The sequence below is a fragment of the Pseudorhizobium banfieldiae genome (assembly GCF_000967425.1).
Lineage (GTDB): Bacteria > Pseudomonadota > Alphaproteobacteria > Rhizobiales > Rhizobiaceae > Neorhizobium > Neorhizobium banfieldiae.
This window is the reverse complement of record NZ_FO082820.1, coordinates 2,532,592-2,558,170: the sequence shown is the minus strand read 5'-3', so window position 1 is coordinate 2,558,170 and position 25,579 is coordinate 2,532,592. Positions and strand designations below refer to the sequence as shown.

The following is a 25,579-nucleotide window of genomic DNA, read 5'->3' as shown; positions in this document are numbered from 1 at the left end:
AACGGACCTGATAATGCTGCTGCAAATCCTGGAACGGCTGCGGGTGGCTGATTGACGTCAATCAAGGATCGGCCGGCATCTATCGCTAATGCTCCTGTCGAAGGAGAATGATGATGATTGAGCCGAAGATGCTGACCGAACCAACCCGCTACCTGTTCTTCACAGGAAAGGGCGGGGTCGGCAAGACGTCGCTCAGTTGTGCAAGCGCCATCACGCTGTGCGACAGGGACAAGCGGGTGCTCCTCGTCAGCACCGACCCTGCCTCCAATCTGGACGAAATGCTGGCGACGCCGCTCCGGGATACCCCCACCGAAGTCTCATCCGTTCCCGGCCTTCACGCCATGAACATCAATCCGGAGGCGGCCGCTGACGGTTATCGCGAGCGCGTGCTGGCACAAATGGCCGCCGACGCCTCCGACGATGAACGGAGCACGGTCCGGGAGCAGCTCTCGGGAGCCTGCACGACCGAGATCGCGGCGTTCGACGCATTTGTCGGGCTTCTTGCGGAGGATATGCCGGAATTCGACCACATCATCTTCGATACCGCACCCACGGGTCACACCTTGAGGCTTCTCAGCCTACCGAAGGCCTGGACGGGTTTCCTGGAAGGAAACGACCGGGGCGCATCCTGTCTGGGGCCGCATTCCGGCCTGAAGATGCAGGAGGTGCGCTTCCGGGCGGCGCTTGCATGTCTGGGAGACCAGACGCGGACAACGATCGTGCTGGTTGCCCGTCCGGATGGGAGCGCTCTTCGCGAGGCCGCGCGTACATCCGCGGAGCTGTCGGCTCTCGGGCTGAGGAACCAACTGCTCGCGGTCAACGGCCGCTTCCATGCGACGAAGATCGATGATCCGATTGCGGTAGGTATAGAGCAAGCCCAGGATTCCGCGCTTTCGACGATGCCAGTTGCGCTGTCGACGCTTCCACGCGACGAGTTTCCGATGCTGCCCTTCGACATGGTCGGCCTCGACGCCTTGCGCGCCTTGTTCATGCCCGGATCACCTGTGGTGGCGGCTTCAGGATCGGTGGAGGAGGCCAAGGTCGGCCTGCCGCCCTTGGCCACGCTTGTTGACGAAATCGCCAAAGGTGAAAAAGGCCTCGTCATGGTGATGGGGAAGGGGGGCGTGGGAAAGACGACAGTCGCTGCTGCGATTGCAGTCGGCCTCGTCGAACGCGGCCATGCCGTTCATCTCACGACTACCGATCCGGCAGCACATCTGTCCTTTGTGGTCGAGGGAGCGATGCGTGGACTTACGGTTGACCGGATAGACCCCGTGGCCGAGACGAAACGGTATATCGACAAGGTGATGGCCTCCCGGGGCCGCGATCTCGACGAGGAGGGCAAGGCACTGCTTCGGGAGGATCTCGAATCTCCGTGCACCGAGGAAGTCGCTGTCTTCCATGCCTTCTCCAGGATCGTGGCAGAAGCCCGCGACGCCTTCGTGGTCATAGATACTGCCCCCACGGGCCACACGCTCCTCCTACTGGATGCGACGGGGGCCTATCACCGCCAGATGACGCGACAGATGGAAACGGTCGTTCCTGGTCGGATCGTCACGCCACTGATGCGCCTTCAGGATCCGGACTATACTCGCGTCATCCTCGTTTCCCTTCCGGAGACAACGCCGGTCTCCGAAGCGGCGATGCTGCAGGAAGACCTGCGGCGCGCGAAGATCGAGCCCTATGGCTGGGTCGTCAACAGGACCATGTCGGCGAGTGGCACGACGGACCCGCTTCTGCAGTCGCGGCCTGCGGGAGAGAGGGTCCAGATCGACCGAATCAAGCACCAGTTAGCCGAGAGAGCCTATATCCTCCCGTTCCAGGCCGTTCCTCCAGTGGGCATCGAGGTTCTGAGGCGGCTTTCCGGCAAGGGCTGAGGCAAGCGGAGACTCTCGCTCTCAAGCGCAACCCGATGCCCCGTTCTCCGCACGCCCGGTTGCAATCTCCATCCGGCTGCGCTAGGTACTCTTCAATATTTCAAGGATCGTAGAAATGTTGAATCAGAAGCAGGCACTTGGGGCCTTCAGTGCCCTCTCACAGGAGACCCGCCTCTCGATCGTGCGATTGCTCGTGGTCGCGGGGCCGGACGGCATGGCAGCGGGTTTGCTCGCCGAGAAGGCAGGCGTCTCTCCTTCCAACATCTCTTTCCACCTCAAGGAACTCGAACATTCAGGGCTGGTGTCCCAGCAAAGGGAATCCCGGTCGGTGATCTACCGCGCGAATATCGGGATGCTCGGTGACCTGGTTCGCTTCCTGATGGAGGATTGCTGTGCCGGGCATCCGGAAATATGCGCGCCTGCGGTTCAGGCGGCCTCCTGCAGAACGCCCGTTCAAGCCACGTCGTGAGTTCATGAAGTCATCCGGCGGCCAGTGCTGAGCCGGAAACCAGATGTCTGTCATCCACCGTTACCGAGGACAAAGTCATGTCGGACCGCATCTACAATGTTCTGTTCCTCTGCACGGGCAATTCGGCCCGCTCCATCCTTGCCGAAGCCATCCTGAACAAGGAAGGCAGTGGACGATTCAGGGCATTTTCTGCCGGAAGCCAGCCTAAAGGGGAGGTGAACCCGTATGCGCTGAGGGAATTGGCCGTCCTGGGCTATCCGACGGAAGGTTTTTCATCGAAGAGCTGGGACGTCTTCGCCGAACCTGGCGCTCCCGAGATGGATTTCATCTTCACGGTCTGCGACAGCGCGGCCGGCGAAGCATGCCCGGTCTGGATCGGTCATCCGGTAACCGCGCATTGGGGCGTCGAGGATCCGGCATCCGCTGTTGGAGCCGAAGCAGAGGTGCAGCGTGCCTTCGCTCAGGCTGCCCGCTTCCTGAAGAACCGCATCACCGCATTCCTCGCCCTTCCGCTCCAATCCATCGACCGCATGGCCCTGGAGGCGAAGCTGCGGCAGATCGGCTCCATGGAGGGAAGCACGAACCCGGAAGGAAAGGCGTCCTGACATGTCGACGTTCGAACGATATCTGACCCTCTGGGTCGCGCTGGCAATCGGTACGGGCATCGCGCTGGGGTCTATCTTTCCCGATCTGTTCCGGTTGATCGGCGCGGCCGAGATCGCCAAGGTCAACCTGCCGGTCGCCGTCCTGATCTGGCTGATGATCATTCCCATGCTGATGAAGATCGACTTTGCGGCAATCCGCGAAGTTGGAAGGCATTGGCGCGGGATGGGCGTGACCCTGTTCGCCAACTGGGCAGTCAAGCCTTTCTCGATGGCCCTGCTCGGCTGGATATTCATCGGCTGGCTCTTTGCACCTCTGCTGCCCTCGGACCAGATCGACAGCTACATCGCCGGCCTGATCCTGCTCGGAGCCGCACCCTGCACCGCCATGGTGTTTGTCTGGTCCAATCTCACGCGGGGTGATGCTCCCTTCACGCTCACCCAGGTGGCGCTCAACGACGCCGTCATGGTTCTCGCCTTCGCTCCCATCGTCGCGATCCTGCTCGGGGTATCCTCCATCGTCGTGCCGTGGGAAACCCTGCTGATCTCGGTCGCCCTCTTCATCGTGGTTCCGGTCGTCGTCGCGCAGGCGCTGCGGCGTATCCTGGGCGGCGGCGACGGTCGCGCCCTCCAGCGCTTCCAGGACAAGATCCAGCCGCTGTCGATCGGCTCGCTGCTTTTGACGGTGGTGCTGCTCTTCGCCTTTCAGGGCACCCAGATACTGGCGCAGCCGGTCGTGATCGCGATCCTCGCCGTGCCGATCTTCCTGCAGACCATCTTCATCTTCGGCTTCGCCTATATGCTCAACCGCATGACGGGGGAGGTGCATTGTGTTGCAGGTCCCTCCGCCCTCATCAGCGCATCGAACTTCTTCGAACTGGCCGTCGCAACCGCGATCAGTCTCTTCGGCTTCACTTCCGGGGCCGCACTTGCCACCGTTGTCGGTGTGCTCATCGAAGTTCCGGTGATGCTGATGCTGGTGGCGATCGTCAACCGATCGAAGGGCTGGTACGAGGCTGCGCCCTCCGTTTCCCGCAACACGCTCAGCGAAAGGGCATGATCATGGACGTCACGATCTATCACAATCCGGCCTGCGGAACGTCGCGCAACACGCTCGCCCTGATCCGGGCTGCCGGGATCGAGCCGAAGGTCGTCGAGTACCTCAAGACGCCTCCGACACGCGACGAACTGGCAAGGATGATTGCTGATGCAGGCCTGGCGGTCAGGCAGGCGATCCGGGAAAAGGGGACGCCCTATGCAGAACTGGGCCTCGATAGGCCGGACCTGACCGATGAGCAGTTGCTGGACGCAATGCTGAAGGACCCCATCCTCATCAACCGACCGTTTGTCGTCACACCCTTGGGCACGCGACTTGCCCGCCCGTCCGAGGCTGTCCTCGACATCCTGCCGGAGACGTTCAAGGGGGCTTTCGTCAAGGAGGACGGCGAACAGGTCTTGGACGAGAGGGGCAAGCGCATTGGTTGAGACATTCCCTGCCCTGGAAGGTGGGCACCTCAACGAGATAGACCTTGCAGGCTTGCGGCCCCCGTTCTCGACACACAAGCCCCGTATCCTCATCCTCTATGGGTCTCTCCGCGAGGTCTCCTACAGCAGGCTGCTTGCCCACGAAGCGCGGCGTCTGCTGGAACGCCTCGGCTGCGAAGTGCGGATGTTCGATCCGAAGGGGCTGCCGCTTCCGGACGAAGCGCCTGCGAGCCACCCGAAGGTCCAGGAACTCCGCGGACTCTCGGAATGGTCCGAGGGGCAGGTGTGGGTCAGTCCCGAACGGCATGGCGCGATGACCGGCATCATGAAGGCGCAGATCGACTGGATTCCCCTGTCGCTTGGGTCGATACGCCCGACGCAAGGCAGGACGCTTGCGGTGATGGAGGTTTCCGGCGGTAGCCAGTCCTTCAATGCTGTGAACCAGATGCGCATACTGGGCCGCTGGATGCGGATGATCACCATCCCGAACCAGTCGTCCGTGGCACGCGCCTATCAGGAATTCGATGCCGACGGCAGGATGAAGCCCTCCTCCTATTACGACCGTGTCGTGGATGTCTGCGAGGAACTGGTGAAGTTCACGATCCTGACGAGAGACGCATCGGCCTATCTGACGAACCGCTATAGCGAGCGCAAGGAAGATGCGGCCAAGCTTGAAAAGAGTGAAGCTGAAGTCGATCTGAATAATTCGACAACCGTGGAAATAGCCGTTGACGGCAGATCACCACGCTGTTAGCTTATTTCCATGGTTATCGAAAAAGCAGCATCGCAACTTGAAGCCTTGGGGAATGTCACGCGTCTGCGAATTTATCGTGCCTTGGTGCGGGCAGGAGAAGAGGGGCTGCCCGTCGGCCGCCTCCAGGAAAAGCTCGACATCCCGGGATCAACGCTGTCGCACCATCTGAAGCGCCTCGTCGACACCGGGCTGGTCGTCCAAGACCGTCAGGCTACGACGCTCATCTGTACTGCGAACTACAAGCACATGAACGATCTGATCGGCTATCTCGTCAATGAGTGCTGCGCCGATCAGGGATGTGGACAAGCCGCGGCGGGAGTCGCTGTCTGAGGCTTTTTTTGGATGCTATTTCCATAATTCTAGAAGCACCGATGAGGTGATGCCATGAAGTCTACTGATACTCTTCCTATTGCGGTGCTTGGAGCAGGTCCTGTCGGGATGGCAGCCGCTGCCCGGGTCATCGAGGCCGGTCTCACTCCGTTGATCTTCGAGCGCGGCAGCTCGGTCGGCACATCACTCCTCGAATGGGGTCATGTGCGGGTGTTCTCGCCGTGGAAATACAATATCGATGACGCTTCACGACGCCTACTCGATGCGGCAGGATGGACCGCTCCCGCCGCCGACGATTTGCCGACTGGGCGCGAGATCGTCGAGGAGTATCTGGTACCTATGTCACGTGTTCCCGCCATCGCGCGAGCGTTGCAGCTCGGGGCGACTGTGACGGCCGTCGCGCGAGTGGGGCTGGACAAGGTCTCTTCGACGAGAAGGACGGACACGCCGTTCCTCATCCGATATCGTGATAAAAACGGCGAGCAGGAGGTCACCGTGCGGGCGGTGATCGACGCCTCGGGGACATGGCTGCGGCCCAATCCGATGGGTGTGAACGGACTGCCGGTTCTCGGGGAAGGCGATTGCGACCGGATTTCCTATGGCATTCCGGATGTTGCGGGGGAGAGGCGCTCGGAGTTCCTCGGAAAGCGGACGCTCGTGGTCGGGAGCGGCCATTCGGCCATCAATGTCGCCATTGCCTTGCTCGAACTCCGGGAAACTGATCCATCCACCGTCATCTATTGGGCGCTTCGACGTCACGGCGTCGAAAGGCTTCTCGGCGGCGGATTGAACGATCAGCTTCCCGAACGGGGAGCCCTCGGCGTGAAGGCGAAGGATGCCATGGAGGCAGGTCACCTCCGGATGCTGACCTCCTTCTCGGCGACCAAGGTAACAACCACGGACGATCGGATTGTCGTGGCGGCAATCGCCGAGGGCAGCCCGGTGGAACTGGACCTGGACCAGATCGTGGTAGCGACGGGCTTCCGTCCCGACGTTTCCTTCCTGCGGGAAGTGCGCATCGAGCTTGATCCTGCGGTCGAAGCTCCCCCGGCACTGGCTCCACTCATCGACCCAAACCTGCACTCCTGCGGTACCGTACCTCCGCATGGCGTCGATGAACTGACGCACCCGGAAAAGGACTTCTACATCGTGGGTTCGAAGTCATACGGAAGAGCACCGACCTTCCTCATGAAGACCGGCTATGAACAGGTGCGATCGGTGGTTGCCGAACTGGCGGGTGACGCCGTTGCCGCACGCCGTATCGAACTGGTGCTGCCGGAGACGGGCGTCTGTTCGGTCTCTCCATCCCCGTCCACGTCCTCTACTTCTACCGGATGCTGCGGTGGCCCGGCTCCATCGGCCGTGGATGCCTGCTGCGTTGCCGATGCGGAAGCGAAAGCCGAAGGCAGGTCGGGCTGCGGCTGCGGATCGGCGATGGTCGAAGTCGAGCGGGCATGATGCCGGAAGGGCAGAAGCTGCCGATATGGGCACTTGTTGGCCTCGGCGCATCACAGAACATCGGCTACGGCACGGTATACTACGCCTTCAGCGTTCTGGTTCCCGATATTGCCCATGACATTGGCAGATCGGAGCAATGGGTGTTCGGCGCGTTCTCGGTCGCGTTGCTCGTCGGGAGCCTTGCAGCACCCTTGTCCGGACGTCTTGCGGACAGGATCGGCGCGGGACGTCTCATGGCCCTCGGCTCCTTCCTTGCCGCTGCCTCTCTGGTGGCGATGGCAATGTCGTCGGGTCCGCTTACCTTCGCGGTCGCGCTGACATTGACGGAGGTGGTATCGTCAGCGGTTCTCTATGCGACTGCCTTCACCGCCATCGTTCAGGCGGGCGGCAGGAAGGCGCAGACGTCCATCGTGCACCTGACGCTGATTGCCGGCTTCGCGTCATCGATGTTCTGGCCGTTGACGTCCTGGATGCATGGATTTCTCTCCTGGCGTGAAGTCTATCTCGTCTTTGCCGCCATGAACCTCATCGTCTGCGTTCCCGTTCATCTTGCTCTTTCGCGACTGACCACCAGCGCCGTCAAAGGTTCGGCACCCGCAACCCCGTCCGGCTTGCCGACGGCACCGGCCGGCAACACGAACCACCTCTTCCTGCTGATGCTGTTCGGCTTCGCCATCGAGGGATATGTGCTGTCGGCCATCCTGGTCCACATGGTTCCGCTGACGCAGGCGCTGGGCATGGGGGCGGCAGGGCTTCTTGTCGCGTCGCTGTTCGGGCCGTCGCAGGTCGCCAGCCGCCTGATCAACCTCGTCTTCGGCCGTGAGTTGCCGCAGAGGTGGCTCGCGATCATTGCGGCATCGCTGATCCCGCTCGGCCTCGCAATCCTGATGATGACGACGCCATCGATATCCGGTGCTGCCGTCTTCGCCATCTTCTTCGGCCTCGGCTCCGGGCTGATCAGCATCGTCAGCGGGACCCTCCCGCTGGAGCTGTTCGGAAAAGAGGGCTACGGGGGGCGCATCGGCTGGGTGACGTCGGCGAAGCAGATGACGTCGGCGATCGCGCCGATCGCCATGTCGCTTTCGCTGGCCGGGATTGGCGTCGGCGTCTCGATCTGGGTGACGGCAGTGATCGGGATCGTAGCGGCCGCAGCCTTCCTTGCGATTGCCGTTTCTGTCCGACGGGGGCAGGTGCTGGTCACAGCATCGGTCCCCGGATCGGAACAGGTGGCGCGCTAGCCCGGGACTACCGCCCCCAGATTGCGGTAGAGGATGTAGGCCGCGACGACGAAGATCAGGGCGGCGAACAGGCGATTGAGGACATTCTTGTAGGCACTGAGCCGTGTGGCGAGGAGCATGCCCAGTACGCCGCCGACGATGCCGCCGCCGATGAACTCCGCTGCGAGCCACCAGTCGACGAGTCCCGAACTTGCATAGTTCAGGGCGGTCGCCAGCCCAAATGCGCCGACAGAAAGGAGCGAGGTGCCGATGGCGTTGATCATCGGCATGCCCGTCGCAAGCATCAGCCCGGGAACGATCAGGAAGCCCCCGCCGATGCCGAAGAAGCCGGATGCTGCGCCAGCGGCGAGTGCCACTGCCGCAGTGGTAAGGCACATCCTGAGGTCGACTGGCCGGCATTCCGCCGTCAGCGCCTTCCTTGGCTTCAGCATCAGCACGCCGACAACGACCATCAGAACGCCGAAGAGAAAGATCAACCGGTCGCCATCCATCGCCTTGCCGAGGCTGGAGCCGGCAAGCGCGCCGATGACTCCGAGTGCGGAGAAGACGGCGGCACACCGCCACCAGACGTGACCCTTGAATGCGTGACTTGCGAAGTTCGCAAAGGCGTTCACCGAAACGGCAAGCGCGCCCGTTCCGATGGCGACATGCGGCTGTGCCACCCCGACGACGTAGAGGAGAAGCGGGGTGGCAAGAATGGATCCGCCGCCGCCGAGCAGGCCGAGCATGAAGCCGACGATCCCGCCGGAGCCGACGGCTGCCACCAATGAAGTGCTCATGAGCGGTTTCTCCATACCCGGTCATGCAAGGTCATGCCGGCCAGCATGGCGACAACGAACAGCGCCGTCTGGGGAAGTCCGATCGACAGCGACGCGACGGCCGGACCCGGGCAGAAGCCGCCGATCCCCCAGCCCAGGCCGAACAGGGCCGAGCCGATCAGGAGCGGCGCGTCGATCCGGTTGTTCACCGGCAGGTGAAAGCGGTCACCGAGGACCGGACGCCGCATTCGCTTCATTGCCTGCACTCCGACGAAGGCGACGATCACGGCGCCTCCGAGAACGAAGGCGAGGCTGGGGTCCCATGCTCCGAAGATGTCAAGGAAGCCCTGGACGCGAGCCGGGTTCAGCATCCCCGAAATCGAAAGTCCGAAGCCGAAGACGATGCCGGAAGCGAGCGCTGCGGCGAACTGGTAGACATTCCTGCTCATATACCCAGCCCTCGCAAGGTCGCCACGGCAACAACACCGGCCGTCAGGAAGGTGGCAACTGCCGCCATGGAACGGCGGGACAGGGTCGCGAGGCCGAGCACGCCGTGGCCGCTGGTGCAGCCCGAGCCCATCCTCGACCCGAAGCCGACCAGCAGTCCTGCGACGATGATCAGCGGCCAGCCGACGGTGATCTCGACTGCCGGAAAGCCGCCGAAGGCGAGCATGTAGACGATTGGTCCGAGCAGCAGCCCGAGCACGAAGGCGAGATTGGTGGTCAGTCCGATGCCCTGAGCGAGGCGACCGACGATCCCGCTGATGCCGGCGATCCGTCCGTTGAGGAGCAGGAGCATGACGGCCGACGCGCCGATCAGCAGTCCTCCGCCCAAGGAGAGGAGATAGGTGTTCATTCTTATTCTTTCACGCAAAAGATGTCATAGAGGGCGGCAACCAGCTGGGCAGCCTTTTCTTCCGTCAGGTGATAGAAGACCTGCTTTCCCTTGCGACGGGTTTCGACGATGCCGGAGCCGCGCAGCACGGTCAGGTGCTGCGACAGATGCGGCTGGTGGACGTCGATCTTGTCTTCCAGTTCGCCGACCGAATACTCGCCTTCCACCAGCGTGCACACAATCATGAGGCGCGCTGGGTGGGAGAGCGTCTTCAGGAGGTTTGCAACCTCCGCCGCGGGCAGGGCGAGCTCAGCCGGGGACATTCCCGGCTTCACCAGTCCATCAAGTTCGGCGTTCATTCCCAGGCTGCTCCCTGCAACGCATCGAGCGGGAACTTCAGGTAGCGCTTGCCATTCGATTCCGGCTCCGGAAGACGGCCGCCACGAATATTGACCTGCAGTGCATGGAGGATGAGTTTCGGCATTGGCAGCGTCTTGTCACGCTTCGTCCGGAGCGCCACGAATTCTTCTTCCGTCACGCCTGCAAGATGCGGATTGGACTTCTTCTGCTCGGCCACGGTGCTTTCCCAGCGGGGTGCCCGCCCGTTCGGCTGGTAGTCGTGGCCGGTGAAGATCCGCGTTTCGTCGGGAAGCGCCAGGATGTCCTGGATCGACTTCCACAGGATGCGCGCATCACCTCCCGGGAAGTCGGCGCGGGCAGTGCCGCTGTCGGGCATGAAGAGCGTGTCATGCACGAAGGCTGCATCGCCGATGACATAGGTGATGGAGGCCAGCGTGTGTCCCGGAGAGAAGAGCACCTTCGCGTCGATCGACCCGACCTTGAAGGTCTCGCCATGGGCGAAGAGCTGATCCCACTGCGAGCCGTCGGTGGCAAGTTCGGGCCAGTTGTAGATGCCCTTCCAGAGCTTCTGGACGTCCACGACTCGTTCTCCGATGGCCGTCTTGGCGCCGGTCTTTTCCTTCAGGTACTGTGCTGCGGAAAAGTGGTCGGCATGCGGATGGGTGTCGAGGATCCATTCGACCGTCAGCCCCTCGTCGCGGATGTAGTCCAGGATTGCATCTGCGTTGATGGTCGCGGTCGCCCCGGCCTTCTCGTCAAAGTCGAGAACGGGATCGATGATGGCACACTTGCGGGTCGTCGGGTCGGAGACCACGTACTGGACACTCCAGGTGCGCTTGTCGAAGAAGCCCTTCACATGCGGCCGGCGTGTCGCATGCTTATCGAGCCACTGGGCAGCGGCGCTCGTATCGTAGCCGCGGCTGCGTCCGAACCCGACCACCTCGTTGGCAGACATGCGGCCGTCAAGAACCTCTCCGATCAGATAGAGGTTCAGCGATCGAGTTCCGCTCTTGCAATGGGCGAAGACAGGACCGTCGGATTCATCGACGGCACGCTGAAAAGCCCGTACGTCCGCCTCGGTGATTGTGCCGCCAGTAACGGGGATGAAGGCATAGGACAGGCCGCAGTGTTTCGCTTCCTGCGCTTCCGCCTGCGTTCCCGGCTGATCCGGATCCTCGTCGTCCGGACGATTGTTGATCAGCGTCTTGAACCCCTGCGCGCGAAGCGACTGGATGTCATCGAGGCTCGGCTGCGACGAGACCGACAACTTTTCGGAAATGGTGGTAATCTTCACGTTCAGCTCCGTGTTCACATCATTATATGAAGTTATATATTGTAAATATAATATCCTTCAAGGCCGGTCGAGGAACTTTGTGCTTCTCCTATAGTTCCCGGGGGAGAGGAGATTGACCATGGCTACGACAGCGAACCGGGTGAGCGCCCAGACATCAGACGAAATCAATCGACGCCTGCGCTGGCAGATGGAAGAGAGGCTCGCCTACTACGAGGCTCATCCCGACCAGATCGATGCGCGGCTGGCGGAGCTCGGCAGGGAGTGGGATGTCGAACGAACGCTGGAGGCGAATGCTTCCACCCTGGCCTTCACGGGGACGGTCCTGGCGGCCACGGTGGACCGTCGATGGCTGGCCTTGCCTGCCATTGTCACGGGGTTTCTCTTCCAGCACGCCGTCCAGGGCTGGTGCCCACCGCTCCCGATCCTCCGCAGGCTTGGCTTCCGGACAGCGGAGGAGATCAATCAGGAACGTTATGCGCTGAAGGCGCTGAGGGGCGATTTCGAGGCAAAGGATGGCAACAGGTTCGATGCCGTCCTGCGTGCCGTGGGCCTGAGACGAGGTAGCCCATGACAGCGGCATCCGTCGGTCCGGAAGAGGCTGGTCGCGGCGGCTTGCCCGCAACGCTGATCTGGGCCGGGTACGCGCTGGGCTTCGGGCTGGGTGGGTTCTTCGACGGGATACTGCTGCATCAGATCCTGCAATGGCATCATCTCCTGAGCGGCCTGGAGGAGGCGCGTCAGGACATCCGCCTTCTGATCCTGACGGACGGTCTTTTCCACGCTCTCATGTATGTCATCGCCGCGGCGGGGTTGTGGCTGCTGTGGCGTTCTCGCGCTGCCTTCGCTGTCAGCGGTGCAGACAGGCTTCTGTTCGCGAACGCGATGATCGGTTTCGGCGCCTGGCACATCCTCGACAGTGTCCTTTCCCACTGGATACTCGGAATTCACCGGATCCGGATGGACGTCGACAACCAGTTGTTCTGGGACCTCCTCTGGTTTGTCGTCTTCGGCCTCGTCCCCTTGGCCCTTGGCACCTACTTGCGCCGGAACGGCAATGGAGGCGGCGGGCGTCGGGTCCCCAAGGGGCCGGCCGGACTGGCCTTGGCGGTCCTCATCGCAGGCCCCCTCGCAGCGCTGCCTGCGCCAGACGACGGGACTGTGATGGTCGTGTTCGGTCCCGGCACCACTCCGGCACAGGCCATGCAGGGACTTGAGGCGAGCGGCGGACGCCTCCTTTGGTCCCACGCGTCCGAGACGGTCTGGGCTGTCGACATTTCCGGTGGAGGGGATGCGAACCGGTTCTACGACCATGGAGCCCTCCTGATCAGCAATTCGATCCTGTCGGCAGGATGTCTCAACTGGACTCAGCTCTAGGCCGTCGATGAGGCGCGTGTGTTTCCACGAGAACCAACGAGACGGTCCATTGGCTCCTGCAAACAGGACAGGCGATGGCGTTACATCCGTATCTTGTCGGGATTCGACTTGGAGCGAAGCGTGGTCACAAGCTTCCAGCCGAGTGCGATGGCGACGGTCCCCGTAACCAGGAACCACGTCAGGGACCCGAGGATATCCGCCAGTGCTGCAACGCTGCTGCTGAAGAGCATCCCGGCACCAAGATAGACGGAAACCCAGACGAACTCCCCTGCGATCACGAGAAGGGAAAACCTGGCCCACGAGTAGTGGGTGAGGCCGGAATAGAGGTTGACCCAGGGCCCGAGCGGGCTGAGCAGCCAGCGGCTGAGAAAGATGCCGAGATCGCTCCAGCGATTCTGGAAGGCTGCGGCTCTGGCAAGCGATGTCGCCAGCCAGGCCGGTCCGCCGCTCCCTTGCTCAAGAAGGCCGGAACCAAGCCTACCGATCATGTAGCCGGCCTGGTCTCCGGCGACCGCTCCACCGAAGCCGATGAGGAAGTAGGGGAGGATGTCCATGTCTTCATGCTGAAGGAAGGATCCGAGCGCCATCATCACGAGCGAGCTGGGAACGGGCAGACCTACGCAGCTCGCCATCAGGATCGCGGCAAGGCCTAGCGCGCCATAGTCCTGGACGATGGCGATGAGCTGTTCCGGCACCTACGGCTCCTGTCCCAAGGCAGGGGCTTCCGCGGCCTTCCGCTTCTCCTCGGCGATCGCCGCTTCCAGCAGTGTGCGGATATCTGCGAACCGCTTGTTCTGCTCACGTGCAATCTCTCCCAGCGGACGGCGATCCCGTATATCGGTCGGAAGACCGAGCGCAACGAGGAGCGCGGCGGGGGCGACCTGATGGGAGCGCGCGACATATCCCACCCACATCCATTCCTCGATGGATTCGTCGCGATGGGACGCCCAGTAAAGGGTGTGGATGAGAAGCCGGACTCCGAAAAATATCGCTGCTGCGAGCGCCAGCAGGAATGCTCCAGCCAGGAGAAGGAGCCGTCGACGGCTGAGGTTCGATCTCAAGCTGCCCCCACGAGATACTCCACGCGATGCCACAAGGCCTCGCTCCCGCCCGGCGTGAAGGAGCCGAGCCTACCACCGCCTTATTCCGTTGGAATGAGTGATAGCCTGGGCAACCGAGGCTGTCGATCGCTGGTCGTTTTCCCGGTCATCGAGCGCATGCTTAATCGCCGGTCGTTTCGTCCACGATCTCTTCAAGAAGAAGATTCACCTCGTCGCGGCCGTCACCGGCGGGCAAGCGACGGAAGCCGACGCGCACGGTTCCAGGCACCGTCTCGGCTTCGTAGACAAAGAGGACATAGGGGCAGAAGCCGATATTCTCCAGATCAGCTTCCATCGCCTTTCGAGAGACCGTCGCGGAGCAGAACTGCATGAACTCGGCATTGCGATAGAGCGCTTTTGCGGCACCGACATCATCAGCTGTCCGCGCCAGCATATCGCCGATCCGGCCATGGTAGTCCACCACATAGCCCCGATTGACGATTGCATCCTGCAGGTCAGCCACGACGTCTTCAAACGCCGCGTCCGTCTCGCGAATCGTCAAAGGAGAATCCTGCGCACTGGCTCCCATTGGCGACAGCGCCAAACCGGCAACAAGACATGCGTACATCCACCTGGTCATGAGTTCCTCCCGCTCGCGAGACCGCTGAGGACACTCTAGCTCAACGGGTTGAAATATGCAAAAATATATATGTATTGATGGTGGAGGAATATGAAGTGACCCCGAACAGATTAAGCGCTCTTGGCAGACGCCACTTTCTCATGGCCACTGCCTTGGCCGCAGGTTCCACGCTCATGCCGTTCCGCAGTCTTGCGGTCACGCGGCAGCAGGTGGGCGACGGCGAGTTGATCGTCATCAGCGACGGGGCGCTTTCGTTGCCGATGAACTTTCTTTACCCGGACGTCCCGAAGGAGGAGCTCGAGGCCTTCCTGAAAGCAAACGACCTGCCCACGGACGCATTGCAGCCGCCCTGCAACGTCACCCTGCTGCGCCAGGGCGACCGGCTCGCCATCTTCGACGTCGGGTCGGGAGCGAACTTCATGCCGACGGCGGGGAAGCTTCTCGAAAACCTGGCTGCTGCGGACATCGACCCGGCCGAGGTCACGGACGTGCTATTCACGCATGCCCACCCCGATCACCTCTGGGGTGTAACGGACGACTTCGACGAGCTCGTCTTTCCCGAGGCGCGCTACCAGATCGGTGAGGCGGAATGGGCCTATTGGTCGTCCAAGGATACGCTGGACAGCGTTCCTGCGGACCGCCAGACCTTCGTGGTCGGTGCGCAGAACCGCTTCGCCGCGATCGAGGACAAGGTGGAGATGATCAAGCCGGGGCAGGAGGTGTTGGCCGGAGTGGAGGCGATCGACACGTCTGGTCACACGCCGGGTCATCTCTCGTTCCTGGTGCATGGCAATGGAGCAGGTACGCTGATCGGCGGCGATGCGCTGAGTCACGCCACCATCTCCTTCCAGCATCCGGAATGGCGGACCGGCAGCGACCAGGATCCCGACAAGGGTGTGGAGACGCGCCGCCGCCTGCTTGACCGACTCGTCGCCGACAAGCTGCACCTGATCGGGTATCACTTCGACCATTCCGGCGCAGGTACCGTCGAGGCGAAGGATGGAGCCTACTCCTTCGTTCCGCTTGCATAGGCGGTCGTCAGGCTCCGGCGGCGTTGGAGCGGAAGGCGGCCAGGCCGGAGCCTTCGATCAAGTAGGCTAGTCCGATCCGGGCTCCGAATGCGATCGAGATGAAGACCAGCGGCGCTGACAGTGCCAGCGCCGACACGGCCGTGACGCCTTGACCGATGGTGCAGCCCATCGCAAATACGCCTCCTATGCCCATCAAGGCCGCCCCTGACAGATGCCTGCCCAATTCCCGGGCATCGTCACAAGCCTCCCAGCGCACGGTGTGATGCGCCAAGGCATGGATGGTGGAGCCGAGTACCACGCCGACGACGAGACCGACGCCGTAGTCGGGGACGGTGCCGGTAAACGCCACCAACTGCATCAGGGTATCGGCAACCGGAACGACGAAAGAGGCAGCCTCGATCTGGACGATCTCGAAGGATTGCTCCGAGGCGAGGGTCGTGGCGACCCAGCCGAAGCTGATGATGGCGCCAATCACGACACCGGCTGCGATTGATCTTGGCCGACGTCGGTAATTGCCATCGGAGAAGATCCAGAAGAGAAGAGGTGCCGCCAGCAGGAGTGTGACGAGGATGCTCAGATCAACTCCCGCGAAATAGCTGGCGATCAGACCCAGCGACTGGCCGCCGGCAAAGCCGAAATCGATGGCGAGATTGTCGATGATGTAGACCCGCCCCTGTGCGACCAGTCCCTTCTGGGCCGAAAGAGCAGTCACGGCCAGCACGAGAAGGACGATAAGGGATCTCAGGCTTCCACCGCCGAGCCTCACGAGCGCACCGAAGCCGCAAGTGCCGACGAGAGCCATGCCCATCCCGAACATCAACCCTCCGAGGATGGCGCCGGTCCAGGCAAAGCTCGAATGGACATAGAAGCTCTCGTTGATGGCGGCGAATTGAAATACCTGGAGCGTCTGGCTGAACAGCAGCGCCGATGTTGCCGCCAGGATCCAGGTGCGCAGGCCGGTTCCGTCGCCGACATACCAGTACCGTTCAAGTGCGGACATCGTGCAGAAGCGCTGGCTTCTGGCGACGTAACCAAGCAGGGTGCCGGCGAGCAGGCCAGCCAGAGGCAAGAACCAGGCTGATGAGGCGATTTCCTCCATCGAACTCCTCCTGCAGACCGAGATCTGCCTTTCTCGGCGATTGCCGCTCTGTCGAGGCCGTCAGGCTTCGGTTTCGCTATTCCTGATAGGTGCGCAGAACAGGTCGTATAGGGTGCCGATAACCGGGGCGACTTCCGTGCTGGCGAGCGAATAGTATATTACGCGGCCATCCCGGCGCGTATTCACCAGTCGATCGAATCGCAGGCGTGCTAGCTGCTGGGAGACGGCGGCCTGGGTCATGCCCATAGTCTCCTCAAGCTCGGAGACGGACCTTTCCCCCTCAGTCAGAAGGCAGAGAATGACCAGTCGGTCTTCGTGCGATAGCGCCTTCAGCAGTTCGCTGGCCTTGCGCGCCTGGGCAAAGAGCTTCTCTCGCTCCTCCTGCGTCTGCAGCGTGCTGAACTGAGGGAGGCTCATGCGAATGCTCCTGGTGTCACGTCTCCGGTGCCGCGGCTTGCTTCCGTGGATAGCTAGTCTTTGGGAAGCCTGTCAATGAGTTCACCGATCTGAAACCAGAAGAACTCGTCGCCGGGATATCCCCGCAAGCGCCCCAGTTCCTTGCCGTCATCGATGAGGATGAAGGTTGGCGTGAACCGCTCCGGTTCAAGTTTCGGAAGATCCTCCGGCCACGGCTGCGTGATGTCGACCCGGCGAAGCGGTGCGCGCGCGCCTTCTGCAGTGCGCGGCCAGGCTGGCGCGATCTCGGCGTTGAACTTTGCGCACCAGGGGCAGCCCGGCTGCTCCAGCATGATGAGCTGCGTCTGGGCATCCGCTCGCACCGGCAGTGCAAGAGCCGAAAGAAGTCCCAGCAGGAGAATTGTGCGGTGAAGGATCGAAAGCGTCATTTGCAATACATAGCAATTTCTGAATACATAGGACAGTCAATAGTGCGGCGTGTTCGGGAGGAATTGCATGCTTGACGTCAGTCTGTGGGGGGCGTTCCTGGCGGGGCTTCTCTCCTTTGTGTCGCCTTGCGTCCTGCCCATCGTGCCGCCCTACCTCGCATGGCTTGCCGGCGTGAGCTTCGATCGACTCAAGGACAGCAATCCGGGTGCAGCCGAACGTCGCCAGATCGTGCTGTCGGCGGTGTTCTTCGTCCTTGGCTTTTCAACGGTCTTCGTTGCGCTTGGCGCGACCGCCAGCGTCATCGGCAAGACGATCGCGCAGTATTTCGATGTGCTGTCCGTCGTCGCGGGCGTTCTGATCATCCTGATGGGTCTGCACTTCCTGAAAGTCTTCCAGATCGGCCTGCTCTACAGGGAAGCGCGCGTCCAGGTGGCGTCGAAGCCTGCCGGGTTCGCCGGTGCCTTCGTCATGGGTCTGGCCTTCGCCTTCGGCTGGACCCCTTGTGTCGGCCCGGTTCTTGCCGCCATTCTCTTCGTCGCAGGCGGGGAGGGGACGGCGGCAAAGGGCAGCCTGCTACTCGCGGCCTACTCGCTGGGGATCGGCCTTCCCTTCATTGCATCGGCCGTCTTCGCCAGCCGCTTTCTGGACTGGGCGGCACGGTTCCGGAGGCACATGCGCAAGGTGGAGATTGCGCTCGGCCTGTTCCTGATCATGACCGGCATCCTGTTCGTCACAGGCCAGATGTCGGCGATAGCATTCTGGCTGCTGGAGACCTTCCCGGTCTTCCAGTCCATCGGATAGGAGGAGAGAAGATGTTGAAGTTTCTGGGCCTGACCCTGCTCGCGGTCGTGGTGGCGAGCCTGCCTGCCCGTGCGGTGACTGTGGGCGAAGATGGTCTTCACAAGGAAGACTGGTTCTCAATGACGTTCCGCGACATCAAGGAAGATGTCGCGGACGCGAAGGCCGCGGGAAAACGGCTTGCAATCGTCTTCGAACAGCGCGGCTGCATCTACTGTCGGGAGATGCACGAGAAGATCCTCTCCGACCCGGAGGTTCGCGACTACATCAAGGCGAACTTCATGGTGGTCCAGTACAACATGTTCGGCGACGAGGAGGTGACGGATCTCGACGGAGAGACGCTGACCGAGAAAAGTGCTGCCCGGAAGTGGGGCTATGTCTTCACGCCGACCATCGTCTTTTTCCCCGAGGAGGTGACCGGCGATGTTCCCGTCAGCGAGGCCGCCGTTGCGACCATGCCGGGTGCCTTCGGGAAATGGACGTTCCTCAACATGTTCCGGTGGGTACGCGAGAAGGGCTACGAGGGGGACGAGCACTTCCAGACCTATCACGCGCGCATCATCCAAGAATTGCGGGCAGCGGGCAGGCTGGGTGCGGAGGAATAGCTGCCGACAGAAACATTCAAGAATTCATATTTATCTATTGATAGCTGCAGGGCATGAAGCTATCGTCTCGGTCAAGACTCGAGCCGCCGTTCAGGTTCGACGAGTTTGGGAGGACTCGACACATGCATCGCTTCTTCGTCTGTGCCGTCATGGCCGGTGTTCTCGGCTCGCAGGTCGCAATAGCGTCCGACATCGCGCCCACTGATGTGAAGTTTGAGGACATGAGCATCGGTCAGTCGCTGACGGGCGTGCCGGGCAACCCGGAGGAAGGCGCCAAGGTGCTCGCCAATCGAGGCCTCGGCAACTGTCTTGCCTGTCATGCGGTGACGCCGCTCGAGAACGAGCAATTTCACGGCAACGTGGGGCCATCCCTCGATGGTGTGGCTGATCGATGGTCGGCCGAGGAACTGCGGGCGATCGTGGTGAATGCCAAGCACATCTTCACAGAGCAAACCGTCATGCCGGCCTTCTACAGCCTCGACTACGGGATCAACCCCCGCAAGGATCTGGAGGGCAAGACCATACTGACGGCGCAGCAGGTGGAAGACGTGGTCGCGTATCTCGGTACGCTGAAGGAACCCGAGTGAGATTTCCGGAAAGAGGAGAAGAATTATGAGTATCACCAGGCGTCAGATGCTCGGCGTTTCAGCCGGATTCGCGCTGATGTCGGTGGCGGGCACGCGCATTGCCCTCGCCGATGTCGAGGCTACGGACAAGTTCATCATGGAGTTTACCGGCGGCAAGAAGCCGGAGACCGGCAAGATCACCCTTACCGCCCCGGAGATTGCGGAGAACGGCAATACGGTACCGGTGTCGGTCGAGGTGGAAAGCGCGATGATCGACGGTGATCTGGTGGAGTCGGTCCTGCTCGTTGCAGACGGCAACCCCAACCCAGACGTCGCGACGTTCCATTTTACCGCGATGAGCGGAACTGCGGCAGCCACCACTCGCATGCGCCTCGCGAAGACGCAGAACGTGATCGCCGTCGCCAAGATGGCAGACGGCTCGGTCTTCATGGACAAGAAGGAAGTCAAGGTCACCATCGGCGGCTGCGGCGGCTGACGGGATCGACAAGGGAGTAATTTGAGATGGCAGCAAAACCAAAGCCGCGGATCAAGGTGCCGAAGGAAGCCAAGGCAGGCGAGGTGATCTCGCTGAAGACCCTGATCAGCCACGAAATGGAATCCGGTCAGCGGAAGGACAAGGAAGGCAAGGTGATCCCGCGGAAGATCATCAACAAGTTCGCCTGCGAGTTCAACGGCGCACCGGTCTTCTCGTGTGACATTGACCCGGCAATTTCGGCGAACCCCTATTTCGAGTTCACCGCCAAGGTGAGCGAAAGCGGCACGTTCAAGTTCACCTGGACCGATGACGACGGCTCTGTCTACACGGATGAGCACGAGATCACCGTCAACTGAGAAATTGCCCGCCGGAATCCGGCGGGCTTCGCAATCCGGTTCGCCTGAGGGCGGTGTTATCTTGGGAGGGGTAACGATGAGGAAAATTTCTGTCCTGGTGCTGGCCGGAATGTCATCGATTTCGAGCTTGGCCATGGTCGCTTATGCAGACCCGGTCGACGACAGCCTGGAGATCGACGGCGCGCCGATCATCACACGGGCCAAGGCACCCGAGGGGCATCCCTTCGACGAAGTGCTGTCGGGCTGGCTTTTCCGGGAAGCTGAGACGCGGGCGACGGAAGCCGATTCCTTCGCCAATCCAGGCATGTTGTCGGTCGAGCGGGGCGAGGAAATCTGGAATACCGTGGAGGGCACCGCAGGGAAATCCTGCGCCTCTTGCCACAACGACGCGTCGGAAACGATGAAGGATGTTGGCGCGCATTTCCCCAAATGGGACGCCGCCGCAAACAAGCCGAAGAACCTCGAGCTCCAGATAAACCACTGTCGCACCGAACAGATGGGTGCGGAGCCCTACAAGTTCGATGCCGAGGGGCAGGTGGCGCTGACCACCTATATCAAGCACCAGTCTCTCGGCACACCAGTCTCGATCGACCTCAAGGAAGGGGAGATGCAATCCTGGTGGGACAAGGGCAAGGAGCTCTACTACACGCGCACCGGCCAGCTCGACTTCTCCTGTGCCTCCTGCCACGAACAGAGCATGGGCAAGTACATACGGGCGGACCATCTCAGTCAGGGGCAGAACAACGGCTTCCCGACCTATCGCTTCAATACCGGCGGCATGGTCTCGATCCACAACCGCTTCCGCGGCTGCATTCGCGACACTCGTGCCGAGATGCCTGCGGCATTCTCCGATGAGTTGATGGCGCTCGAGGTCTACGTGACCTGGCGTGGGACGGGCCTCTCCGTCGAGACGCCGGCCGTTCGCCAGTAGTCGGCGGCGATACAAACGCAGATGATTTTGTCAGGGTGCAGCATGGGCTGCACCCGCCAAGGAGTGCATGAATGTTTTCACGTCGAGAGATGCTCATGGGCGCAGCCGCCCTGTCGGCGATCCTCGGGTCCGGCCTCGCCGGCCGGTGGTCGCGCGTCGCGGCGCAACAGTCCCTGTCCGAGCAGGACCTGCTGGCCTTTGAGCCCCTCGGTAATGTCACCATCCTGCACCTCACGGACATTCACGCCCAGCTCATGCCGGTCTACTTCCGGGAGCCTTCGGTCAATCTCGGCGTCGGTAGCGTCGCCGGCTTGCCGCCGCATGTTTCGGGAGCGGACTTCCTGAAGCTCTACGGCATCGAGCCGGGCACCCCGGAAGCCTATGCCTTCACGTCGGAAGACTTCGTGTCACTCGCGAGAAGCTACGGCAAGATGGGTGGTCTTGATCGGATCGCCACCATCGTGAAGCAGGTGCGCGCCGAGCGTGGCGAGGACGTGCTCCTCCTCGATGGCGGAGACACCTGGCAGGGCAGCTACACGTCGCTCCAGACCAAGGGGCAGGACATGGTCGATGCCATGAACAGCCTTTCGCCGGACGCCATGACCGGGCACTGGGAATTCACCTACGGCACGGAGCGAGTCCAGGAAATCATCGACGGCTTGCCGTTCCCCTTCCTCGGCAGCAACATCTTCGATGCCGAATGGGACGAGCCCGCCTTCGACGCCTACAAGATGTTCGAGAAGGGCGGCGCCAAGATCGCCGTCATCGGTCAGGCCTTTCCCTATACGCCGATCGCAAACCCGCGCTGGATGTTCCCCAACTGGTCGTTCGGCATCCGCGAGGAAGAGGTTGCGAAGAACGTGGCTGCGGCCCGCGAGGAGGGAGCCGACATCGTCGTGCTGCTCTCCCACAACGGCTTCGACGTGGATCGCGCGCTTGCCGCGCGTGTCGAAGGGATCGATGTCATCCTCACGGGCCATACCCATGACGCAATCCCTGAGCCTGTCATCGTCGGCAAGACGCTGCTGATCGCGTCCGGATCGCACGGCAAGTTCGTGACGCGCCTGGACCTCGACGTGCAGGATGGTGCTCTCAAGGGATATCGTCACAAGCTGATCCCGGTCTTCTCCGACGTCATCAAGCCGGACGCCGATATGGCGAAGCTCATTGCTGACATTCGGGCGCCGTATGAGGCCGAGCTGTCGCGCGAGCTGGCCACCACGGAGAGCCTGCTTTACCGCCGCGGCAATTTCAACGGCACCTTTGACGATCTCATCTGCCAGGCCCTGCTCGATGTCCGGGAGGCGGACATTTCGCTTTCGCCGGGCTTCCGGTGGGGCACGTCCGTGCTGCCCGGCCAGAAGATCACGGTGGAGGATGTGCACAACGCATGTTCGATGACGTATCCCAGCGCCTACCGCAACACGATGACCGGCCAGACGCTGAAGGATGTGCTGGAGGACGTGGCCGACAACCTGTTCAACAAGGATCCCTACTATCAGCAGGGTGGCGACATGGTCCGTGTCGGCGGCATGGGCTATGCGATCAATCCGGAAGGCGAGATGGGTTCGCGCATTTCGGGAATGACGCTGCTCAAGACCGGCGAGCCGATCGAGGCGTCGAAGGAATATACCGTGGCCGGCTGGGCGTCCATCAACGAGGCAACTGAAGGGCCAGCAATCTGGGACGTGGTCGAGGAGTTTCTTGCCCGCAATCCGGTCGTGACGGTCGAGGAAAATCGATCGGTCAAAGTGGAAAGCCGCAAAATCTAGGCTCATGCCGCATTGGCAGGAGTAGCGCGCCCTGATATATAGGAAAAATTGAATGTTTATCTGTGTCATCTGTTCGGGAGGAACTGATGAAATCTGACACCAATCCCACCCGCCGATCCTTCCTGCGAGCAGGGCTTGCAGGCGGCGCTGCGATCGCGGGGGGCGCAGGCGGCGCCTTCGCAGCCGGCGATCCACTGATCACCGAGATCCAGGACTGGAACCGTTACCTCGGTGAGGGAGTGGATGCCCGTCCCTATGGTTCGCCATCGCAGTTCGAGGCGCATGTCGTTCGCAAGAACGTCCCCTGGCTGACGTCGGACGCGGTTTCCTCCATCAACTTCACGCCGCTGCATGAACTGGACGGCATTGTCACGCCGAGCGGGCTCTGCTTCGAGCGACACCATGGCGGGATTGCAGAGATCGATCCGGCCCAGCACCGCCTCATGATCAATGGCATGGTCGAGAAGCCGCTGGTCTTCACGATGGCGGACCTCAAGCGTTTTCCGCGCGAGAACAAGCTCTATTTCCTCGAATGCGCCGCCAATTCCGGCATGGAATGGCGGGGCGCACAGCTCAATGGCTGCCAGTACACCCATGGCATGATCCATTGCGTGATGTATAGCGGCGTGCCGCTGCGGACCATCCTGGAGGAAGCCGGGGTCAAGCCGGAGGGCAAGTGGCTGCTCGCCGAGGGTGCGGACGCCTCCGCGATGACGCGCTCCATCCCGCTGGAGAAGGCGATGGACGACTGCATGGTCGCCTTCGGCATGAACGGAGAGGCTTTGCGTCCCGAGCAGGGCTACCCGATCCGCCTAGTCGTTCCCGGCTGGGAAGGCAATATGTGGGTCAAGTGGCTGCGTCGACTGGAGATCGGAGACGAGCCTTGGCATCAGCGTGAGGAGACGTCAAAGTACACGGACCTTCTCCCCAACGGGAAGGCTCGCCGCTTCACCTATGTGATGGATGTGAAGTCCGTCATCACCAACCCCAGCCCCCAGGCGCCCATCACGCACGGCAAGGGACCACTGGTGATCAGCGGGCTCGCCTGGTCCGGCAATGGCCGCATCAAGCGTGTCGACGTGACGACGGATGGTGGCCGGAACTGGCATACCGCCCGTATTGACGGGCCTAGCCTGCCGAAGGCGCTTCACCGCTTCTACTACGAATTCGAGTGGGATGGTTCTGAACTGTTTCTGCAGTCGCGTGCCATCGACGAGGATGGATTTGTTCAGCCGACGAAGGACGAGCTGCGATCGGTGCGCGGAACGAATTCCATCTACCACAACAACGGCATCCAGACGTGGTACGTCAACAAGGACGGAGGCATCGAAAATGTCGAGATCTCTTAAGACGATCGCGGCTCTGGGCCTCGCCGCATTCGCAGGCGCGACCAGTGCATTGGCGGACGATCCGGAAGCCGGCAAGAAGGTCTTCGCCAAGTGCGCCGCCTGTCATGCGGTGGGAGAGGGGGCAAAGAACAGGGTTGGCCCGCATCTCAATGGCGTGGTCGGTCGCAAGGCCGGGGCGCTTGAAGACTACAAGTACTCGAAGGCGATGACCGAAGCCGGTGCAGGGGGGCTTGCCTGGGATGAGGACAATCTGACGGCCTTTCTCGCCAATCCGCGCGGTGTCGTGAAGGGGACGAAGATGGCCTTTGCCGGCCTCAAGTCCGAAGATGATCTGAGCAATGTCATTGCGTATCTTGAGACGTTCTCGGAAAAGCAGGCTTCGACCGCCCCGACCACAGAAAAGGTAACGGAGCCGGAGACGAAAGCCGCAGAGGATGTAGCGGAAGCGACGCCCCCCACGGCCCCGCAGGATGCTCCCGCCAAAGCGGAGGCGCCCGCGGGCGCAGAGCCCGGTGCAGGGAAGCACCTCAAGCTCGGCCGCGCGGCAACGCCCGAGGAGATCGCTGCATGGGATATCGACGTGCGCCCGGACGGCCTCGGTCTGCCCGAGGGTCGCGGAACCGTGGCCCATGGCATGGAAATCTATGATGAGAACTGTGCCTCCTGCCATGGCGATTTCGGCGAGGCGGTCGGACGGTGGCCGGTTCTCGCCGGTGGCCAGGGAACGCTTCAGGCGGAACGTCCGGAAAAGACGATCGGCTCCTATTGGCCCTATCTGTCCACAGTCTATGACTATGTGCGTCGGGCCATGCCATTCGGCAATGCGCGCTCCCTTTCCGACGACGACGTCTACGCGCTCACCGCCTATCTGCTCTACCTCAACGATGTCGTGACGGACGAGGAATTCGAGCTGTCCAAGGAGAACTTCACCGAGATCCAGTTGCCTAATGAACCCAATTTCATCGACGACGATCGCCGGGAAGAGCCATTCTATGCGGAGAAGAAAGAGCCGTGCATGGAGAATTGCCGTCCCGGCAAGGCAGAAATCAGCATGCACGCTGCCATTCTCGACGTCACTCCGGAGGACGCCGGCGAAGACGACCAGCCAGCCGGTGGCGGTATCGACTGAGCGGCTAAAGCGTAACTCGCCGCCAAGGCAATGGCCTGTTGCTTACGCACGGGCCAAGTCCTTGGCGGGGTCGCATCTTCTTCAGTT

Annotated in this window: 31 protein-coding genes and 1 pseudogene; 21 read left to right on the top strand and 11 right to left on the bottom strand. The window is 61.7% G+C overall.

The window, feature by feature from the left end; translation table 11 throughout:
- Nucleotides 1-113: 113 nt before the first annotated feature.
- The 9 genes and pseudogenes from arsA to arsK all read left to right on the top strand — a co-directional run bounded on the left by arsA (nt 114) and on the right by arsK (nt 8,213).
- Entirely contained in the window at nt 114-1,877 is a 1,764-nt protein-coding gene (gene arsA / locus NT26_RS12635) for an arsenical pump-driving ATPase (RefSeq protein WP_152337900.1), read from the top strand.
- 118 nt (nt 1,878-1,995) lie between these two features.
- Nucleotides 1,996-2,346, top strand: a complete 351-nt coding sequence (locus NT26_RS12630) for an ArsR/SmtB family transcription factor (protein WP_052642149.1) — start codon at nt 1,996-1,998, stop codon at nt 2,344-2,346.
- A gap of 77 nt (nt 2,347-2,423) precedes the next feature.
- Nucleotides 2,424-2,951, top strand: coding sequence for an arsenate reductase ArsC (locus tag NT26_RS12625; RefSeq protein ID WP_052639153.1), 528 nt, complete (start codon nt 2,424-2,426; stop codon nt 2,949-2,951).
- A gap of 1 nt (nt 2,952) precedes the next feature.
- Entirely contained in the window at nt 2,953-4,008 is a 1,056-nt protein-coding gene (gene arsB / locus NT26_RS12620) for an ACR3 family arsenite efflux transporter (RefSeq protein WP_052639152.1), read from the top strand.
- 2 nt (nt 4,009-4,010) lie between these two features.
- The gene (gene arsC, locus NT26_RS12615; protein WP_152338614.1) at nt 4,011-4,433 is read left to right on the top strand and encodes an arsenate reductase (glutaredoxin); all 423 of its coding nucleotides are present in this window, start codon (nt 4,011-4,013) and stop codon (nt 4,431-4,433) included.
- Nucleotides 4,426-5,134, top strand: a pseudogene (gene arsH, locus NT26_RS12610) (arsenical resistance protein ArsH). The gene arsC and the pseudogene arsH overlap by 8 nt, the downstream one beginning before the upstream one ends.
- A gap of 62 nt (nt 5,135-5,196) precedes the next feature.
- Nucleotides 5,197-5,517, top strand: coding sequence for an ArsR/SmtB family transcription factor (locus NT26_RS12605; protein WP_052639150.1), 321 nt, complete (start codon nt 5,197-5,199; stop codon nt 5,515-5,517).
- A gap of 54 nt (nt 5,518-5,571) precedes the next feature.
- The gene (locus tag NT26_RS12600; RefSeq protein WP_052639149.1) at nt 5,572-6,975 is read left to right on the top strand and encodes an NAD(P)-binding domain-containing protein; all 1,404 of its coding nucleotides are present in this window, start codon (nt 5,572-5,574) and stop codon (nt 6,973-6,975) included.
- Nucleotides 6,972-8,213 carry an arsenite efflux MFS transporter ArsK gene (gene arsK / locus NT26_RS12595; protein ID WP_052639148.1) on the top strand — a complete coding sequence of 414 codons (1,242 nt, stop codon included), beginning with the start codon at nt 6,972-6,974 and terminating at the stop codon, nt 8,211-8,213. Before NT26_RS12600 ends, arsK begins: the two co-directional genes overlap by 4 nt.
- Here arsK and NT26_RS12590 read toward each other — a convergent pair.
- From NT26_RS12590 to blh, 5 genes are read right to left on the bottom strand one after another with little or no spacing between them, the layout of a single operon-like run.
- Nucleotides 8,210-8,992: a sulfite exporter TauE/SafE family protein gene (locus NT26_RS12590; RefSeq protein WP_425287710.1), complete on the bottom strand. Its 783-nt coding sequence runs from the start codon at nt 8,990-8,992 to the stop codon at nt 8,210-8,212. The genes arsK and NT26_RS12590 overlap by 4 nt on opposite strands.
- Nucleotides 8,989-9,420 carry a YeeE/YedE family protein gene (locus tag NT26_RS12585; protein WP_052639146.1) on the bottom strand — a complete coding sequence of 144 codons (432 nt, stop codon included), beginning with the start codon at nt 9,418-9,420 and terminating at the stop codon, nt 8,989-8,991. Before NT26_RS12585 ends, NT26_RS12590 begins: the two co-directional genes overlap by 4 nt.
- A complete protein-coding gene (locus NT26_RS12580; RefSeq protein ID WP_052639145.1) occupies nt 9,417-9,827 on the bottom strand; it encodes a YeeE/YedE family protein in 411 nt (136 codons plus the stop codon). The genes NT26_RS12585 and NT26_RS12580 overlap by 4 nt, the downstream gene beginning before the upstream one ends.
- A gap of 2 nt (nt 9,828-9,829) precedes the next feature.
- Nucleotides 9,830-10,165, bottom strand: a complete 336-nt coding sequence (bigR, locus tag NT26_RS12575; protein ID WP_052639144.1) for a sulfite-sensing transcriptional repressor BigR — start codon at nt 10,163-10,165, stop codon at nt 9,830-9,832.
- Nucleotides 10,162-11,460 carry a bifunctional sulfur transferase/dioxygenase Blh gene (gene blh / locus NT26_RS12570; protein ID WP_052642145.1) on the bottom strand — a complete coding sequence of 433 codons (1,299 nt, stop codon included), beginning with the start codon at nt 11,458-11,460 and terminating at the stop codon, nt 10,162-10,164. Before blh ends, bigR begins: the two co-directional genes overlap by 4 nt.
- Nucleotides 11,461-11,578: 118 nt before the next feature.
- Between blh and NT26_RS12565 the strand changes: the two genes are divergently transcribed.
- On the top strand, nt 11,579-12,031 hold the full coding sequence (locus tag NT26_RS12565; RefSeq protein WP_052639143.1) for a hypothetical protein: 453 nt from the start codon (nt 11,579-11,581) through the stop codon (nt 12,029-12,031).
- Complete coding sequence (locus NT26_RS12560; protein ID WP_065814532.1) at nt 12,028-12,834, top strand: DUF2243 domain-containing protein; 807 nt, start codon at nt 12,028-12,030, stop codon at nt 12,832-12,834. The genes NT26_RS12565 and NT26_RS12560 overlap by 4 nt, the downstream gene beginning before the upstream one ends.
- A gap of 80 nt (nt 12,835-12,914) precedes the next feature.
- On the opposite strand, the gene NT26_RS12555 is transcribed toward NT26_RS12560, so the two are convergent.
- From NT26_RS12555 to NT26_RS12545, 3 genes are all read right to left on the bottom strand, one after another.
- The gene (locus NT26_RS12555; protein ID WP_052639142.1) at nt 12,915-13,529 is read right to left on the bottom strand and encodes a DedA family protein; all 615 of its coding nucleotides are present in this window, start codon (nt 13,527-13,529) and stop codon (nt 12,915-12,917) included.
- Nucleotides 13,530-13,895, bottom strand: a complete 366-nt coding sequence (locus NT26_RS12550) for a hypothetical protein (RefSeq protein WP_052639141.1) — start codon at nt 13,893-13,895, stop codon at nt 13,530-13,532.
- Between the two features lie 160 nt (nt 13,896-14,055).
- A complete protein-coding gene (locus tag NT26_RS12545) occupies nt 14,056-14,514 on the bottom strand; it encodes a hypothetical protein (protein ID WP_052639140.1) in 459 nt (152 codons plus the stop codon).
- Nucleotides 14,515-14,654: 140 nt separating this feature from the next.
- Between NT26_RS12545 and NT26_RS12540 the strand changes: the two genes are divergently transcribed.
- Nucleotides 14,655-15,545, top strand: coding sequence for an MBL fold metallo-hydrolase (locus tag NT26_RS12540; RefSeq protein ID WP_065814531.1), 891 nt, complete (start codon nt 14,655-14,657; stop codon nt 15,543-15,545).
- A gap of 7 nt (nt 15,546-15,552) precedes the next feature.
- Here the strand turns inward: NT26_RS12540 and NT26_RS12535 are convergent, their stop codons facing one another.
- From NT26_RS12535 to NT26_RS12525, 3 genes are read right to left on the bottom strand one after another with little or no spacing between them, the layout of a single operon-like run.
- Nucleotides 15,553-16,644, bottom strand: coding sequence for a YeeE/YedE family protein (locus NT26_RS12535; RefSeq protein ID WP_052639138.1), 1,092 nt, complete (start codon nt 16,642-16,644; stop codon nt 15,553-15,555).
- Between the two features lie 60 nt (nt 16,645-16,704).
- Nucleotides 16,705-17,061, bottom strand: a complete 357-nt coding sequence (locus NT26_RS12530; protein WP_052639137.1) for an ArsR/SmtB family transcription factor — start codon at nt 17,059-17,061, stop codon at nt 16,705-16,707.
- A 53-nt stretch (nt 17,062-17,114) separates the two neighbouring features.
- On the bottom strand, nt 17,115-17,489 hold the full coding sequence (locus tag NT26_RS12525; RefSeq protein WP_052639136.1) for a thioredoxin domain-containing protein: 375 nt from the start codon (nt 17,487-17,489) through the stop codon (nt 17,115-17,117).
- 67 nt (nt 17,490-17,556) lie between these two features.
- Here NT26_RS12525 and NT26_RS12520 point away from each other — a divergent pair, with 67 nt between their 5' ends.
- The 9 genes from NT26_RS12520 to NT26_RS12480 all read left to right on the top strand — a co-directional run bounded on the left by NT26_RS12520 (nt 17,557) and on the right by NT26_RS12480 (nt 25,492).
- On the top strand, nt 17,557-18,291 hold the full coding sequence (locus NT26_RS12520) for a cytochrome c biogenesis CcdA family protein (RefSeq protein WP_052639135.1): 735 nt from the start codon (nt 17,557-17,559) through the stop codon (nt 18,289-18,291).
- Between the two features lie 11 nt (nt 18,292-18,302).
- Nucleotides 18,303-18,893 (top strand): SoxW family protein, encoded by a 591-nt coding sequence (locus tag NT26_RS12515; protein WP_052639134.1) that lies wholly within the window; start codon nt 18,303-18,305, stop codon nt 18,891-18,893.
- 122 nt (nt 18,894-19,015) lie between these two features.
- Nucleotides 19,016-19,480 (top strand): sulfur oxidation c-type cytochrome SoxX, encoded by a 465-nt coding sequence (soxX, locus tag NT26_RS12510; protein ID WP_052639133.1) that lies wholly within the window; start codon nt 19,016-19,018, stop codon nt 19,478-19,480.
- Nucleotides 19,481-19,505: 25 nt separating this feature from the next.
- On the top strand, nt 19,506-19,955 hold the full coding sequence (gene soxY / locus NT26_RS12505) for a thiosulfate oxidation carrier protein SoxY (protein WP_052639132.1): 450 nt from the start codon (nt 19,506-19,508) through the stop codon (nt 19,953-19,955).
- 26 nt (nt 19,956-19,981) lie between these two features.
- Nucleotides 19,982-20,311 (top strand): thiosulfate oxidation carrier complex protein SoxZ, encoded by a 330-nt coding sequence (gene soxZ, locus NT26_RS12500; RefSeq protein ID WP_052639131.1) that lies wholly within the window; start codon nt 19,982-19,984, stop codon nt 20,309-20,311.
- Between the two features lie 76 nt (nt 20,312-20,387).
- The gene (gene soxA, locus NT26_RS12495) at nt 20,388-21,242 is read left to right on the top strand and encodes a sulfur oxidation c-type cytochrome SoxA (RefSeq protein ID WP_052639130.1); all 855 of its coding nucleotides are present in this window, start codon (nt 20,388-20,390) and stop codon (nt 21,240-21,242) included.
- Between the two features lie 71 nt (nt 21,243-21,313).
- Nucleotides 21,314-23,014: a thiosulfohydrolase SoxB gene (soxB, locus tag NT26_RS12490; protein ID WP_052639129.1), complete on the top strand. Its 1,701-nt coding sequence runs from the start codon at nt 21,314-21,316 to the stop codon at nt 23,012-23,014.
- Nucleotides 23,015-23,100: 86 nt separating this feature from the next.
- Nucleotides 23,101-24,363 carry a sulfite dehydrogenase gene (gene soxC / locus NT26_RS12485; RefSeq protein WP_052639128.1) on the top strand — a complete coding sequence of 421 codons (1,263 nt, stop codon included), beginning with the start codon at nt 23,101-23,103 and terminating at the stop codon, nt 24,361-24,363.
- On the top strand, nt 24,347-25,492 hold the full coding sequence (locus tag NT26_RS12480; RefSeq protein ID WP_052639127.1) for a c-type cytochrome: 1,146 nt from the start codon (nt 24,347-24,349) through the stop codon (nt 25,490-25,492). Before soxC ends, NT26_RS12480 begins: the two co-directional genes overlap by 17 nt.
- Nucleotides 25,493-25,579: the final 87 nt, after the last annotated feature.